This window comes from Paenibacillus sp. DRB1-1, assembly GCF_052119485.1.
Lineage (GTDB): Bacteria > Bacillota > Bacilli > Paenibacillales > Paenibacillaceae > Paenibacillus > Paenibacillus polymyxa_B.
In genome coordinates this window covers 3,073,827-3,089,963 of the sequence record NZ_JBODQH010000001.1, presented here as the reverse complement: position 1 = coordinate 3,089,963, position 16,137 = coordinate 3,073,827, and the positions used below count along the sequence as shown (strand labels likewise).

The window sequence follows — 16,137 nt, the reverse complement described above, 5'->3', positions numbered from 1 at the left end:
AGTTAATTACAGACGTTTAAGCAAAACCCGAAACCAAAAACGTTGTAAGGCAATCCAAAGTTTTTACCTCATTGATATTATGGCATAGGCCCTTAATCCCAGTCAAATAGCTGATTTATAAAAAACATCCCTCTCATGTATATGAAAGGGAATTACCATTTCGCATGGAGGGATGTTTAATAATTTCAGGTGTTTTGTTGATTAGATTTTAGGAAGCAACTTTTTATCAGCCATAACTTTAGCTACAATAATCGCTGCATCTCCGCGCAAGGTCAAGGAAGTAGGATTAAACATATATCCTTTTTTCAGATCACTTGCATCCACAGGTGACCCTGTTATAAAGCCCTTCTTGGCGATAGCCAATATAGATGCTTGCGCATAGTAATCAATTTTTTCCGCATCTTTAAAGGTCTTAGACAGGTTCTTCATGATCTTGTCATGATCTGTTTCCAGCTTCAAATTCAATGCCTTGGCAATAATGACTGCTGCATCTTGGCGTGTGATTACATCTTCCGGCATAAAGATTCTTGGTTGCGAACCTTTGACAATACCGGCGCGTGCAGCTGTTTCAATATAACGATAATCATAGAGCGCATCTGCTGATATCGTATTTGGAATAGACACGTCGTCAAAATGCTTCGCTCCGCTGAAATTAAGTGGAATTTGCAGACCTTTGACGATCATAGACGTAAATTCGCCTCTTTTAATGTAGCTGTCTGGTCCAAAGCTATTAATTGGATCCATTGGATTCATAACACCTTTAGCCAAGATGGCTTCGATGTAATCTCTGGCGTATTTATGCTTAATGACATCACTATACGTTTCTCCAACTTTAGCAACTACATAGTAACCGAAACGATCAAACGGTACCTTAATGGTATGTTTCTTCGGATCCACCACACCACCAATGTTCTGCCAATCTTTAAGGTCAGAATCAAAATAGAACACCGTCATTTGTTTCCCTGCATCCTGAGCGATACTGTTATCATACGTCAAAGTTAATGTTGCACGCTTGGATGGTACTAATTCATTAGAAGGATCACGCCAGTAGAAGTTTTTAATCTTGCTACTGTCATTTTGCGACTTGTTAGCCAATTGATAAGGATCGGCACCGTAAGTTACCGGATCGTAATCATCTGTTTTAATGTCATCTGCTGTACCTGGGTCAATCCAGAATACTGGACTTGACTTGGTAAAACGATTTGGGAATTCTCTGTTGAAGTATCTACTTCCATCTGCAATCAAGCTCTGCATATCCGACAATGCTTTTTCGGTTTCAAATTCATGACGATCGACCACACCATCTTCGCTATTTGCTATTGCAAAATACAAAGTGTGACCAGAGAAAACCTGGTTTTTGAACTGTTGCGGTTGATCGTAATCCCGACGAATCAGACTCGTTCCCTTTGCAAAAGCAAGTGTAAGATTGCCATCGAACACTTTGTGCGATGTTTTCATCGCTTCCATGTACTGCTCACCAGGAATATTAGTAGGCACATATTTAACAGTAATGGTCTGTTTCAGTTTTTCCTTGCCTACAGTAACCACTACGTCAATTTTATTATCTTTGTTGGCTTTTAGACCTGTAACGATGGCTTTGTAAGTAGATGGATAATCAATGGTACCATCATAATCAGAGTCGAATCCCTCTTGAACTGCTGTTTCTTTACCTACCGTAACACTATCTGCATTACCTGCGTTTACAACAACTTGCACAAAGTTTTGATTCACGATTCTCTTTTCAGGGAGCGGACGCAAAATATCAAAAGATGTGGATTGACCTGATACTTGCAATCGGAAAGTAGCAAATGGTCCGCTCTTGCCGCTATTGTACAAGGTAATGTTATAAGCTACTGGTGTTCCATCTTGCGAAATAGTTTGGTTTTTCAACACAAAGCTGAAATACTTTTTGTCCGGATGGTAGTACACAAGCAGGTCTTTTAAATCTTTATTTGTAAATTTATCTGTGGTAGAACCGGAATTGTATGTTGTCTTAGCATCTTCTGCTGAGAAAAACTCGTTACTCAGCGTCCAGTTGACTTCGCTGTCATCCGATCCCTTAATCTCCAAAATATATTGATCTTTATTAGCAATATCACTTAACGAACCATTTACCTGATCTGCTTTACCCAAATCAGCAATACTGAAAGTACCAAATACATTGATATTTTTCAAAGATGTATTGTAGTTAGTGTCATCTACTTTGGTGAAATTAGCATCTTTTGATTTCGGAGCAACTTCGTTATATTTCGGCGTATTGCTCAAGCCACTAACTGGTGTAAAAGGGATGATTCCTTGTGTATTCGGAACAGGAATTACTGGAATATTCGTCTGTGTAAAGTTTACTTTTACCGTATTGCTATACTCAATACCTGGCTTGTATACAAACTTGATTTCATTATTCCCGTTCGCCAAGGCATTGGCTGCGGCTGTCTCTGAGGAAGCAGCAAGCTTGAAGTCCGCTCCTGAACCATCCAGATCAACCAATACATTATTAACATACAGGAATACATTTCGGTTACTTCCAGTGTAATGAATATCTGCTGCGTTGCTCACATCAAGCAATTTACCTTTAAAGTAGCCCAGTTGAGTCAATTTATAGGTATTCAAGTTTGAGCTGGATGTATTCAACGGAATTTGTTGCCCATCATAAATCGTATCGTATTTCATGAACGGACCCTGCAACAGATTCACCGTTGCTTTAATTAACTTGGTCGAGTCACCATTCAGATAAAAATTCAGTACATTTTGTCCTTCTTTAGGCAAAGAATCTACATAAGCAACAACTTTCTTCACTTGCGTTGACTTACCATTGATTGTACGAATTACATCTTGAGGAGACCCTACGGTATGAACCGATACTCCGGAAAGCTCATTAATTGAAGAAGGTGCGCCATTAACAACGATGAACTCCATACCTACAGGTACAGATGCAGCATCTGTAGTCTTGTTCTTCATAGAGCTACCTGTTAATTTCATAGCTTCATCTAGAGCAGCTGCCTGATCAGACCCGCTTCCATTAATTCTGTTCAACAATTGAGTATTAAAATCAGGAAGATAGCTAACATCATCAATATACGGCTGAGTGCTACTGCGCAATGTAAATTGGACAGCCGATGGAGCTGGAGGTGTACTGCTATCCGTATAAGTTATGCCCAGGGATGCCCTGGTCAAATGATCAAGTACAGCTTCCGAAGGTACAGTCACCTGAAATGGATATACTTTATAGCCATTTGATGTAACTATATTTGCAGTATCAATTGTGGCATCAACCCCAGTCGCACTACCCACAGCACTACCATTGTTACTCACATCGGTAAAACGTGCATTGATTGTGGCCACTCCTGGATCGGTCGCACCAGCTGGTACCAAAACGTTACCTTTTAAAACCACACCACTTGTAGACGATACAGTAAAGTCAGGGGAAGTGGTCAGATCGGCAGAAACATTCCCATCCTTGTTCAAGGTCAAATCAGAGAATTCCGGTTTACCCGTATAAATCGTAATTTCACGTGTAACTGTAAGAGCCTGAGTTCCGTTATTCACTTTAATAGTCACTATATTTTTACCCGGACTCAGTACAACACTACCTGTTAGTTTATAGCCAGTGTAAGAGGATACATTATACGTATTACTGCTTTTTGCAGACGTGAGCGTTACACTGTCAGCATTAGGAGCCGTACCTTGAATGACTACTTTTACATCATCCGTACCGCTATTGCGTGCGTCTGTCAGCACCGCTGTCTGATTCTCTAGCAACTGCTCGGTTGCACCATTCAGCGTAGCAGATAGATCATAAAGCTTAGGCCCATCCTGATACTCAATGTAAATGGAGTCCTTCATATCAGCCGAATTTTGGCTGCTTTGAAATGTAATCCGGTTCAAACCAGGAAACAGTTTAATGTCTGTAACTTTAAGCGTAGAGCCACTGACCGTAATTCCGCCTTTTTGACTCTCGTTTTTATTAACCACGTTAAGGTTTGTTCCATTTTTAGAGAGTTGGAATACACTATAAGATATAGTACTTCCGTTCACTCCGTTAATCGTACCGTTAACTGTAACTCGGTCAGTGTTTACCATTCTAGCCGAATCCACATCATATTTTTCACTCGGAAAAATAAAATAAGTTCCCGTCGCAGCATGAGCCGTACCTACCAGGGCCGCCGGCACCAAGCCAATGATGAGACCAACCGTCAGCAACATGGATAGCAATCGTTTCAAATCATTGTCCTCCTTTGATTCTGTCGCACCTTGGGGTACGTAATCATTCAATACTTTTTTTATCGGTAGTAAACATACAAAAAATTAGTAAATTCTCAAAAAAGGAGGGGTTTTTTTTACAGCAAACATCAAAAAGGCCTTCAAACCCGCGGTATACCGCCAAGCTTGAAGGCTTACTTTTAAATTGAAATTATAATTTCGAACGTGTTTGGGAATCTGGCTTAGCCAGCAACCGAATCAGTGTATTAATAACTGGGCGTTTGGTTTTGCCAACAAGACCAATAACCTCTGCACCGATCTGTAGGAAGAACATCATAATACAAATCACGACAAAGGTGACCCAGTTCGCTTCATTAAGCGCAGCAGACGATTGAATCACGGCCAATACACCGAAAAATGCAGCAATACCGTAGATAATCAACACTGTCTGTCTGTGACTGAAACCTAGTTCGCGTAAGCAGTGATGCAAATGACCTTTATCCGGAGAAAAAATCGGTTTTTTCTGCAACTTGCGACGAATGATAGCGAAGAATGTATCTGACAAAGGTACACCGATAATAATCAATGGCGTAATAAAAGATACGATAGCAATTTGCTTGAAACCAAGCATGGATAGCATGGCCAGACAGAAACCTAAAAATAATGACCCTGTATCACCCATGAATATCTTTGCAGGATGAAAGTTAAAAAATAAGAATCCGATAATACTGCCCAGCAGCACAAGACAAAGCATAGCTACCATGTAATTGCCCATCAGTACCGACATCACAAAAATAGTTCCAATCGCAATTCCTGAGACACCTGCAGCCAGTCCATCCAGACCGTCAATCAAATTGATAGCATTCGTTACACCTACGATCCAGAAAATCGTAAGCGGAATGGAAATCCAGCTTTCCAAAGATGAGTATGCATCCTGAAAAGGTACATTTACAAAATCTACACGAATATCAAAAGCAAACACGACCATACACGCAACGGCAATTTGAGCCAAAAATTTCAATTTTGCATTGAGATCAAAACGATCATCGAGAGCACCAATCAGTGTAATCAGCGTACCGCCAATCAGAAAGGCTGCGATAAAGTTAATATCCCGAGAGGACAGCATTCCGTCAGGCACAAAAGGTAACACCGCCAATAAGGACAACAGAAATGCCAAGAAAATCCCCAGTCCGCCAAGACGCGGCATAATTCGGGTATGTACTTTTCGGGCATTCGGTACATCGACGGCTCCAACCTTCACAGCGAATTTCTTGACGAGCGGTGTCAGTAACAGCGCAAGTCCCAGTGCCATGATGAACCCAATAATATAGATCAATAACATTTGATCATTCGACCCCCAATTTTAAAGCAATCCCTTTTCAGATGTAACCGCATTGAATTATACTCTGATCAAAAATAAATACCAAGCTTCATATTCTGGCAAATTAGCGGGTTTTGAAGGCAGATTCAAGCTATTTATCACACTTTTGTGACGTTTTCTTTTTCGCGCATCACTTTCGCGGCGAATTTCGGCAGCGCAAGCATTCTTTTGTAACGGCTTGGCTCTTTGAGGAGTCTATATAACCATTCAGCCCGTAGCTTTTGAAACAATTTAGGTGCGCGTTTAGTTCTGCCTGATATAACATCGAAGCTACCGCCAACCCCCATCATCACCGGTACACCCAGCTGTTCCTTATATTTACCAATCCAGGGTTCCTGCGTGTCCGCTCCACGTGCTACAAACAACAAATCAGGATTTGCTTCACGAATGGCTGCAATCACGGCTTCATCCTCTTTAGGTCCAAAAAAACCATCACGCTTGCCACAAACCGTAATTGCGGGATAAAGCTCATGTACCCGCTTTGCGGTCGCTTGAATCACCTCAGATGTTGATCCCAGTAAATAAACCTTCCAATGATAGTTTTCTCCTGCTGCAAGTAATTCATGTAACAAGTCAAAGCCCGCTACCCGCTCAGGTACAGGATGTCCTACATAGTTTGCAGCCCAGACCACGCCAGTCCCATCCGGAACAATCAACTCTGCCTGTTTCATCACGTTCATGTACACTGGATCTTCCAATGCAGCCATTACCATAATCGGATTGGCAGTGATCACTTGATGGGGCTGGCGAGACTCCACTGCTTGAATTAATACATTTAATGTATCTTTCATATTAAGCCTTGATACCGGAACACCGAAAATCGGGACGGTAGGCACATTCGTAACCTTATCAACTGTCACTGTATCCATCATCCTTTGCGACACAAGTAATTAACGATATGCTGTGCCGGTAAGCGAGCCTCACTTTTTAACAAAGCAATGTCCGCTCCCTGGCTCTCGATCCATTGACTTCGCTGATCTAGCAACCGCATAGACTCATTAGCCAGTTTTTGTCCATCCAGTGCCTCTGTAGTGCCTACAGGCTGGCTACCGACACGGCTGAGGAAATGGTCAATTTTAGGATCGTAGGATATCCCCAACGGAGGCACCTGGTGGGATGCTGCATAGATCAAGCTGTGTAATCGCATCCCGATCATCAAACTGCAACGGCTGACTTCCAAAAGCATCTGTTGAGGATCGGTGACTTGATCACACATGCTGACAAGGCTCCCCGTCCCCCTAATATCCCCCAACAAATCCATTACCATCCTTGAAGCCTGCTCGTCATCAGGCAGATGGAAAGGTAAAAAGCGTAAGTGTACACGGCGCTCAGCAGCTAATTTTTTTAAGCCGTCCGCAATAGCCGTTAAATCGCGACGTTCCTTATCCCAGTAACGTACAGATACGCCAACGATCGGAAGTTTATCCTTATCAGTCTCAAATGCTGCTTTATGCAGCTCGGAACCCGGGGGCAATGGAAGCCCCATTACCGGATCAGGAACAACTTCGACAACCGGGTGCTTCAGTTTCATAGTGCCCAGCAGTGCGGCAGACTGCTCATCTCTTACAGAAACATATTCACAGCGCTGAAACACAGAACGGATCATAGGATAAAATATCTTCCGTTGTACCGGACCAATGCCCTGAGCATATACAAACGTCGGCCTTCCAGCCCATTGGGCCAGTTTCAGAATCGCCAGATAATACGGAATACTTTTAGGGCTTGTTGCATCCTGGAGCAAACTCCCGCCGCCACTTATTAGCCCATCGCTGTTTTTAATCGCTCTACGAACTTCCCCCAGACTCATCCGCGGTACAGCTTCTACTCCGTACATTTTCTGTGTCCAGGCGGGGTCAGAAGACAGAACAACAGGCTTGATTGTAATCCCCGCCTGACGACTTTCCTCCTCTAAAGCTGTCAAAATCGACTTGAGCACCGCCTCATCTCCACTATTGTGAAAGCCGTAATAACCTGAGATGATTATCGTTTGAGCTGTGGTGACCATTTCTTCCAACACCCTTCCAGCACTTGCCACACGACAATTGCGATGATTCCCAGCACCAGACCGAAGCCCAATCCTAACAGCCCGCGACTAAGCGACAGTGCCGCTGGAGAGTGAATGTGAGCAAAGGTATCCACCATAGAGGCTTGACCAATAGCAGCTATAATCAGCAAATAGATTGCTTTGCGATATTTCAAAGCCAGGAACGCCCCTGCAATAAACAGTGGGTGAGCCATCAAAAATTCCTTATTGCGCGGACGTACACCAAACGCATTTTCAAGGAAGTTCCGGAAAACCAGCTCCGTGTTCGACACCGTACCCGCATTTCCGGTACGAGTCAAATAGTAATAACCTGCGGCTGCGATAATAGCCAGTGCGATAACCCACAATACAGTAATCGGCGTACGTAGCAACTTGGAAATTTCCTCTCGTATAGAAACACCACGATAAAAGAAAATATATATCGCTGCTAAGAAGATCGGCAGAATGTGAAGCAGGCTTACACCTCTAAATTGGTTCAGCACAAGGCTGTAAGCAATACTATTCAACAGAGCAATAACAAAAGGCACTGCAGCCAGCGACAAAATCGCTGTCTGTACGTACAGTATAAGCGTTTGAATCAAACGCTGACCTACAGAAAGTTCAGCCCCCTGTTCACGTTTAATTCTAATCGTACGCACGGCGATGATCATTGCAACCGTAGGTCCGCTAATCGCCGCGAGTAGGGCTAGACCTTGCTCCATCAAGCTGGAGTTCAAAACATAAAGTCCTGCTGAACCTACCAAACCGAGTGCAAATGCCAGCAAAGTCAATGCTGGGACGAAATAGGACACCATAATGGAGAAGAATGCCAGTGCACCCAGTACGACAATCATTTTCAGATAGCGCTGAATGGACGAATCGACTACTTGGAATGGTTCAGCCTGTCCGAGTTCAAACCCCTTTTTCTCCATCCGTTGTACAGCGTTACCCGGCTTGTCCAGGCTATGGATCAGGTTATCTACCGAATCCTTCACCTTGGCTTCAGCAATACTACGGCTAGGCGCGGTATTCAGATACAACATGCGAATATTACGGTCCTTGGTGGCCAGTGCAAATCGATCGGCCAACGTTTCCACATCGAGCGTTGAATCTTTATCGCTCAATGAGTATAAACGCACAACGTTATAGTGGATATCGTAAGCGAGCTTATTGAAGCCTGCTTGCGGTTTTTTTAAGTTTTCGATAGCAGCTAGGCCAATATCGTATTTGTTCAGCAATTTAGCAAATGCCGCTAAGCTATGCTCTTTCTCGTTATCGGTGAAGCCTTTGACTGAATCACCTTCAAACAATATGCGTTTTACACCATTCTGCTGAAAGGAAGCAAGCATCTCTTCCGTCAACTCCTGGTTGTAAGGAAGACTGTCGCTCATCCGTGGAACAATAAAAAATCCTTTGCTTCGAAGCTGCTTCATCGCAATCGGATCAGGCTGCATGGGCTTGAGATACGCATCCTCTGGGGATGTTTCCACAACTAAGCCTTCCTGCCCCTGATAAGTCCAAGGTTTTACATTGATGTCCAGGCTTGTAAAAGTACGTAAAATTAACGGCTTTAATGCCTCGGCATTTTCTTTATCAGCGAAAACAATATACGTAAAATTCTCATTTGCAGGTGAAAGCCGTTTTTCCATATCGGCAACGTTCTGAGTCGTATAGGTTACGACGCGACCCGCTTTACGGAAATCATCCAACGTACTTTCATACATCGCCATGCTGTTTACACCCGCTTGCTGTAAGCGGTCCAGTTGCTCATTCAGATAGTCCTGCGGGTGAGCCTGATACGAGGCTGCCTCCGTCAAATCCCGATAATCGAATACAATCTCTACTTTTTTACTCGAGGATTCTGTCTTCACACGATCGGCGATGACCGGAATGGAAGCCAGCAAGCCGACAGCCACCAAAATCCATAACCATTTTCGAGAAGCCGTATTCCAATACTGCCATTTCTGATACACCAAAGAACCTCCTTAATATTCGGGATTTTGCAAAATTCAATGCTGCCCACCTTGCCGTACTCAACCTTTTGGTAGGTCACTCATTGAATTTTGCAAAATCCTCCGTTGCCGGAATAAGCCTATTTTCCCAAAGCCTCTTCCAGGTTATTCTGCAATACAGAAATGACCTCCACGGCGTACTGCCCTTTGCCGTGAGAGGTCACCGATTACTATATCTTATCCAATTACCTTAACCTATTCTATTATAAAGGGATTTTTCTCAAGCGTCTACGCGAGCCATAACAGCATCGACCAGGTGGCTGATTCTTTGCTCCGCGTCTGACAGCGATGAACCGCGTACCGCAAAGTATATTTTGATTTTTGGCTCCGTTCCCGAAGGGCGCAGGCAAAACCACGAACCGTCCTCCAGTAAAAATTTGAGTACATTTTCCTGTGGAAGTCCGTCCAGACCTTGTGAGTAGTCCAGTACCTTGTCTACCTTCACGCCTGCAATCTCTTGAGGAGCATTGCTACGCCAATCGGTCATTTTTCCCTGAATTTGTGCCACTCCATCCTTACCCTTAAGGGTACGAGACTCCAGCTTCTCAAGGAAGTAGCCAAACTGCTCGTACAGCTCTTGTAAAACATCATAGAGCGTCTTACCTTGTGTGCTGTAATAAGCAGCAGCTTCAGCGATCAGCATAGCCGCCAAGACAGCATCCTTATCGCGAGCATAATTCCCTGCCAAATAACCATAGCTCTCTTCATAGCCAAACAGGTAGGTGTACTCGCCAGTTTCGTCAAACTGGTTCATTTTCTCGCCAATATACTTGAAGCCAGTTAGCGTGTTAAACACAGTTGCTCCAAAATGTTCGGCAATGACTGCACCCATTTCGCTGGTTACGATGGTTTTGATAACCGCTCCGTTATTCGGAAGCTTGCCTGTTTCTTTCAGCTGATTCAACAAGTAGTAAACCATGATCGCGCCAGACTGATTACCGGACAATACCACATATTCGCCATCACGGTTTTTCACAACTGCACCCATACGGTCAGCATCAGGGTCTGTTCCGATCAACAGATCCGCACCAATTTTCTCACCCAGCGCGATTGCCAGTTTAAACGCATCACGTTCTTCCGGGTTTGGCGACTTAACAGTCGAAAATTCAGCATCTGGCAGCTCTTGCTCAGGTACAATATGCACCTGTTCAAAACCGATTTTCTCCAGTACACGACGAACCGGTACATTTCCAGTACCATGGAGAGGTGTAAACACAACTTTGAAGTTTTTGCCTGGTCCGGCTGCAATCAGCTCACGGTTCACACTCACACTGGCTACCGTATCTACAAACGCTTCATCTTCCTCTTCTCCAAGCCAAACCAACAATCCCTGTGCCTCTGCTTCTTCACGTGTCAGACTGCGAATATCGGCAAAAGAAGGAACCTCACGGATATAACCAATTACCTGTTCAGCCTGATCAGGAACAAGCTGACCCCCTTCATCGTTGTAAACCTTGTATCCATTATACTCAGGAGGATTGTGACTCGCTGTCACAACAATCCCTCCACTGGCTCCCAAATGACGTACACTAAACGAAAGCTGTGGCGTTGGACGCAAGGAAGGGAACAACTTAGCCACGATACCATTGCCTGCCAGCACCAAAGCTGCATCCAGAGCAAACTCCGGTGAAAAATGACGCGAATCATGTGCAATGACAACCGAAGGTTTGCCTTCTTTACCAGCATGCTGTTCTAAAATATAGCGAGCCAGCCCTTGAGTCGCACGTCCAATGACGTAACGGTTCATCCGGTTACTTCCTGCCCCAATCACTCCACGCAGACCGCCTGTACCAAATTCCAGCTCTTTGTAAAAGCGATCCTCCAGTTCCTGCTCGTTGCCTTCCAATGCGCGCAACTCCTGTTTGGTCTCTTCATCAATATAAGGGTCTTGCAGCCAGCTCTCAATGCCTTCTAATGCTTTTTTACTCAACTGCGTCATACGGAATTTCCCCTCTCCATTTTTGGGTTGTCAAAACAGGATTTCTATGTACACATGCACTCAGTTCAGACGTCGTGCTTATGTCGGCAGAGCTTTATTTATTGGGGAGGGTCAGATAAAGCAAACATAATTTCGCCCTCAGCTACTACCGTATCGCCTACTTTAGCCGTAGCTTTCCCTTTGCCAAATGCGCCTTTGGAACGAGTGATTTCCACTTCAAGCGTCAGCGTATCCCCAGGAACCACCTGTCCACGGAAACGGAAACCATCCAACCCTGCCAAGAACCCGATTTTGCCACGATTGCTCTCTAGGTGCAGTAATGCGACAGCCCCTACTTGAGCCAGTGCTTCGGTGATCAACACACCAGGCATAACGGGATACCCCGGAAAATGTCCAATGAAATGAGGCTCATTCATCGTTACATTTTTAATGCCTACTGCTCTTTTCCCTTCCTCCAGCTCAATAATACGATCCACCAATAAAAATGGCGCTCGATGTGGGATAATCTCTTGAATTTGATTAACATCCAATTGCAATTTGTCCATTTACCTTAATAACTCCTCTCGCTTGCAGTTTTGACTCTGTATCAGTCATGAGTTACTGCAAGCATAATATTACCCCGCCTGCGCTGCATAAAAACAGCTCTTAGCGGTAACAATGTTAGATATCCTTCACCTACTGCAGAAGTGGAGGTTGAGATAAGGGGCTTTTTCCGCCGGTTATGCAACCTGAGGCGCGAAGAAGCCCTTTTGCCCGTGCTTGGTTTTACCCCGCAGTGTTATAAACTTCCCCATCATTATACAGTTATCAGATGCAAAAAGAAAATTACGCGGAAGTACCATATTGGGTGCTCCTATTATGGAGTGAAGCGAAGTTTCCTTTGAGCAAAGGGGGAGGGGCTGCACGATTTATTTGATCTTCCGATCGCTGTTGCCCCTAAATTTTTTCATTTTATAAAACCTGCAAGGTTAAAACTTAGGGGCAAAGGCGAACGCTATCGCTTCTCCAGATTCAAATAAACCCCTCCGCCGAGTTACCTTTAGCTCAAAAGGAAAGCCTCGCTTCAATAATACTCGCTTGCCGTGAGGGGCAGTGAAACAACCGAAGGCCTCTATGATAGCCTACATTGGCGTTCCAAAAGACGTGCTGCATTGAAGCACGATTTAGGCATAACAAAACCCTGCGCCACTGGCACAGGGTTTTGTTATATACTCCCCACACAAATTGCGGGCAGTTTATTTTAATAAAAGTGGCCCTGATAGCGGGTAGCCAGCGGAGCGGGCAGAATTGTTCTGAAGAAGCGCAGCGTTTGCCTTTATCCCCGGTTTCAAACCTCCAATGTTTTAAAACCAAAAGGAATCTGGGGATAACAGCAATCGGAGGAACAATCTGCACGCGGAGCGGTCTTTTCCCGCCACCCCACTCTTTTAAAGTAAACTAAGGCGCAAATATAAGATCAATGACATGCTGCCAGGTTTTCCATTCGAATACGCCTGACAACCCTTGCTTACCTACAATTACATATCCTGCAATTAAGCCGCCTAACAGCGATAACAAGAACAGCAACGGAACTATGAAATAACGAGCAGTACGCCAGCGGGACTTCGTCTTTTCAGGCACCGGACGGGAATCAGATTGTTCTTCTTTCATCACCAAATCCTTAAGCCCTCAGATTGTTGGCCAAGTTCATCATCGTATCACTAGAAGTTAATGCCCGTGCCGCCATTTGATACATCCGCTGAACTTGCATCATATCCGTCATTTCGCCCGCTAAATCCACATTAGATTCCTCAAGATAACCGGAACGCACAGATACGTCCGCTGGAACAGCACCTGCCACACCTGCTGCTCCGAATACATTTGCCTCTGTTACACCATTCAACAACACGAACAGGTTATCATCCCGCTGTTCCAGTCCTTCTGGACGCTGTACATCCATTAGCTTGATTCTCTGACCAACTGTCGGAGCTCCAGTTCCATTAGCACGAATCAGCAATTCGCCATCCGAGTTAATAGCCACCTTGGAACCCGCTGGAGCAGTCACAGGAACATCATTGTTATCCAGCACGGAATAACCTTCAGCAGTGGTCAACATCATCGTCGCACTATCATTCGGATCAGGAACAAAATGAAAGCTACCGTCACGGGTCCAAGCTTTTTGCCCATTTCCCTGAACTTCAAACATGGCATTACCTTGAATCGCAAGATCCGTAGGAAGTCCCGTCTCCTTGAGTGGACCTTGCTCCATATTTTTCATGATTGCGGCCGTTTTAACTCCGTAGCCCAAATTATAGCCGAGCGGCATGGCCCGTCCATTTTGGAGATACGTTGAAGGCTGTTGCTGCACATTAGCCAATACATCTTCAAAGGAACCCTGTTTACTCTTATAACCCACTGTATTGATATTAGCAATATTATCGGCAATTAAATCCAAACGCTGCTGCACACTGGCCATAGATACCATTGCGCCAATCATGGAGTTGTTCATCACTTACCCCCTGTTATACACGGCCTACTTCATTAACGGCCTTGTCCAAGCTTTTATCATAAAATTGAATTACCTTCTGATTTGCCTCATACGCTCTTAACGCAGCCATCATATCCACCATCGACTGTGAAGCATCTACATTAGATACCTCCAGATAACCTTGACGAACGGATACAGCATCGTTAGCAGTCATCATTCTAGCTGTAGCACCGTCAGTATCATTCAGGCGAAAATTCCCATTGCCCTCACGAACGAGCTGGTATGGACGATCAATGACACTAATACCGAGCGTCGTCCCCAATGTCTGGTTGGACCGGCTATCTACCAATTCGCCCCGCTCATTTACTTTAAGCTCTGAGACAGCCCCCGTCAATTGAATTGGGTTTCCATTCGTATCCAGCACCGCTGAGCCGGTCGATGAAAGCAATGCTCCCGCTCCATTTACTTGAAAATGTCCATCACGTGTATAACGAACATTACCATTACTATCCCGCACCGTAAAAAACGCTTCTGGACGGTAGGTGACTTCACCGTTAGCATTGATGAATTTCCCTGCCTGATCAAAAGCCATAGGTTGACCAGTAGCTGGGTCGTTCACATTAATATTGGACTGTATCGCAAAATCCGTCGCTTGTCCACTGTCCTTTAATGCTCCCTGAATGTAAGGGGAGAGGCTTTCCTCAGCAAAAACGCCAGTATTGAGCTTGCCGACCGTACGGTCCGGGTTATCAGGGTTACCACCCGTCATGGAAATAAGCATTTCGGGGAAAGAACGCTGAACACTGTTCTCCTGTTTGTATCCCGTCGTATTCATATTAGCAATATTTTGCGTCACGGTGTCATGGCGTCGTTGTTGTGTCATCAATCCGGCGGCCGCAGTATATAAACCTCTCAACATGTATCGTGCACCCCAATCCTATACTCTGCTAAAATCATATGCTCGCGCGGAGGCACGAAAGCCAAAATGCTAGGCAACCTGTCTAACCGCACACGAGTCTCTTATAGTCACTATCGGCAGATTAGAACTTTTTCTTAACCACATGATCCAAATTATCCAGCATAATTCCTGTACCTTTAACAACACAATGCATCGGATCTTCGGCAACCAGTACCGGAACACGCAGTTCTTCAGCAAGCAGCTCGTCCAATCCGCTAAGCAAGGCACCGCCACCAGTCAAAATAACACCACGGTCAATAATATCAGCTGACAGTTCCGGTGGGGTCTGCTCCAATACAAACTTGGCCGCAGCAACAATCGCCGACACAGGATCTCTAAGCGCATCCTGCACTTCATCCGCAGAAATACTTAACGTTTTAGGCAATCCGGATACCATATCCCGTCCACGGATGTCCATCTCTGCACGACGTCCGCTCGGATGCACGGTTCCGATAGCAATCTTGATATCCTCAGCCGTACGTTCCCCGATCAGAAGCTTGTACTTCGTTTTTACATATTTCATGATGGCTGTATCAAATTTGTCCCCTGCCATTTTAATGGAAGAAGCTGTTACGACATCCCCCATAGAGAGGACTGCAACATCAGTCGTTCCGCCACCAATATCCACTACCATGTTGCCGCTAGGCTCAAAAATATCCATTCCTGCTCCGATGGCAGCCGCTTTTGGCTCTTCCTCCAAAAATACTTCCTTGGCCCCGCTACGCTCCGCCGCTTCACGAATCGCTTTTTGCTCCACTGAGGTAATGTTCGTCGGCGCACAAATTAGAATACGAGGGTGGCTGTACCAGCTTTTTCCCCCTACCCGATTGATAAAATATTTTAACATCGCTTCTGTTACTTCAAAATCGGCGATGACACCATCACGTAATGGACGGATGGCTATGATATTACCAGGAGTACGTCCCACCATACGGCGCGCTTCCTCTCCGACAGCCAGAACTCTTTTTGAATCGCTTTCTATCGCGACAACGGAAGGTTCGTCAAGAACAACCCCCTTCCCTTTGACGTGGATAAGCACGTTGGCCGTACCGAGGTCGATACCGATATCATTACTGAACATATTAAAAAGGCCCCCAAAGTGATATTTTAAAAAGCTAAGATTCGACAAGAAGCGGCAAATATATGTATAAACCTAC

11 protein-coding genes are annotated in these 16,137 nt (G+C 44.8%); all 11 read right to left on the bottom strand.

What is annotated here, in order from left to right; genetic code table 11:
- Positions 1 to 201: 201 nt before the first annotated feature.
- Complete coding sequence (locus tag ACQW03_RS13740; RefSeq protein WP_441950173.1) at positions 202 to 4,221, bottom strand: S-layer homology domain-containing protein; 4,020 nt, start codon at positions 4,219 to 4,221, stop codon at positions 202 to 204.
- 190 nt (positions 4,222 to 4,411) lie between these two features.
- Complete coding sequence (locus tag ACQW03_RS13735) at positions 4,412 to 5,542, bottom strand: glycosyltransferase family 4 protein (RefSeq protein WP_013312307.1); 1,131 nt, start codon at positions 5,540 to 5,542, stop codon at positions 4,412 to 4,414.
- A 137-nt stretch (positions 5,543 to 5,679) separates the two neighbouring features.
- Positions 5,680 to 6,441, bottom strand: a complete 762-nt coding sequence (locus ACQW03_RS13730) for a WecB/TagA/CpsF family glycosyltransferase (RefSeq protein WP_081047531.1) — start codon at positions 6,439 to 6,441, stop codon at positions 5,680 to 5,682.
- A gap of 8 nt (positions 6,442 to 6,449) precedes the next feature.
- On the bottom strand, positions 6,450 to 7,586 hold the full coding sequence (gene csaB, locus ACQW03_RS13725) for a polysaccharide pyruvyl transferase CsaB (protein ID WP_220030331.1): 1,137 nt from the start codon (positions 7,584 to 7,586) through the stop codon (positions 6,450 to 6,452).
- A complete protein-coding gene (locus tag ACQW03_RS13720; RefSeq protein WP_220030332.1) occupies positions 7,562 to 9,577 on the bottom strand; it encodes a DUF5693 family protein in 2,016 nt (671 codons plus the stop codon). Before ACQW03_RS13720 ends, csaB begins: the two co-directional genes overlap by 25 nt.
- A gap of 259 nt (positions 9,578 to 9,836) precedes the next feature.
- Positions 9,837 to 11,555: a phospho-sugar mutase gene (locus ACQW03_RS13715; RefSeq protein ID WP_076294030.1), complete on the bottom strand. Its 1,719-nt coding sequence runs from the start codon at positions 11,553 to 11,555 to the stop codon at positions 9,837 to 9,839.
- Positions 11,556 to 11,653: 98 nt separating this feature from the next.
- A complete protein-coding gene (gene fabZ, locus ACQW03_RS13710; RefSeq protein WP_013312312.1) occupies positions 11,654 to 12,100 on the bottom strand; it encodes a 3-hydroxyacyl-ACP dehydratase FabZ in 447 nt (148 codons plus the stop codon).
- 892 nt (positions 12,101 to 12,992) lie between these two features.
- The gene (locus ACQW03_RS13705; RefSeq protein ID WP_025724237.1) at positions 12,993 to 13,205 is read right to left on the bottom strand and encodes a DNA-directed RNA polymerase subunit beta; all 213 of its coding nucleotides are present in this window, start codon (positions 13,203 to 13,205) and stop codon (positions 12,993 to 12,995) included.
- 10 nt (positions 13,206 to 13,215) lie between these two features.
- Entirely contained in the window at positions 13,216 to 14,043 is an 828-nt protein-coding gene (locus tag ACQW03_RS13700; RefSeq protein WP_025724236.1) for a flagellar hook-basal body protein, read from the bottom strand.
- Positions 14,044 to 14,056: 13 nt separating this feature from the next.
- Positions 14,057 to 14,941: a flagellar hook-basal body protein gene (locus ACQW03_RS13695; protein ID WP_441950166.1), complete on the bottom strand. Its 885-nt coding sequence runs from the start codon at positions 14,939 to 14,941 to the stop codon at positions 14,057 to 14,059.
- 121 nt (positions 14,942 to 15,062) lie between these two features.
- The gene (locus ACQW03_RS13690) at positions 15,063 to 16,061 is read right to left on the bottom strand and encodes a rod shape-determining protein (protein ID WP_013312317.1); all 999 of its coding nucleotides are present in this window, start codon (positions 16,059 to 16,061) and stop codon (positions 15,063 to 15,065) included.
- Between the last annotated feature and the right edge of the window lie 76 nt (positions 16,062 to 16,137).

Coding starts and splice junctions, on each gene's coding strand:
- ACQW03_RS13735 (WP_013312307.1), bottom strand. CDS start 5,542: ATGTTATTGATCTATATTATTGGGTTCATCATGGCACTGGGACTTGCG.
- csaB (WP_220030331.1), bottom strand. CDS start 7,586: ATGGTCACCACAGCTCAAACGATAATCATCTCAGGTTATTACGGCTTT.
- ACQW03_RS13715 (WP_076294030.1), bottom strand. CDS start 11,555: ATGACGCAGTTGAGTAAAAAAGCATTAGAAGGCATTGAGAGCTGGCTG.
- fabZ (WP_013312312.1), bottom strand. CDS start 12,100: ATGGACAAATTGCAATTGGATGTTAATCAAATTCAAGAGATTATCCCA.
- ACQW03_RS13705 (WP_025724237.1), bottom strand. CDS start 13,205: ATGAAAGAAGAACAATCTGATTCCCGTCCGGTGCCTGAAAAGACGAAG.
- ACQW03_RS13700 (WP_025724236.1), bottom strand. CDS start 14,043: ATGAACAACTCCATGATTGGCGCAATGGTATCTATGGCCAGTGTGCAG.
- ACQW03_RS13695 (WP_441950166.1), bottom strand. CDS start 14,941: ATGTTGAGAGGTTTATATACTGCGGCCGCCGGATTGATGACACAACAA.
- ACQW03_RS13690 (WP_013312317.1), bottom strand. CDS start 16,061: ATGTTCAGTAATGATATCGGTATCGACCTCGGTACGGCCAACGTGCTT.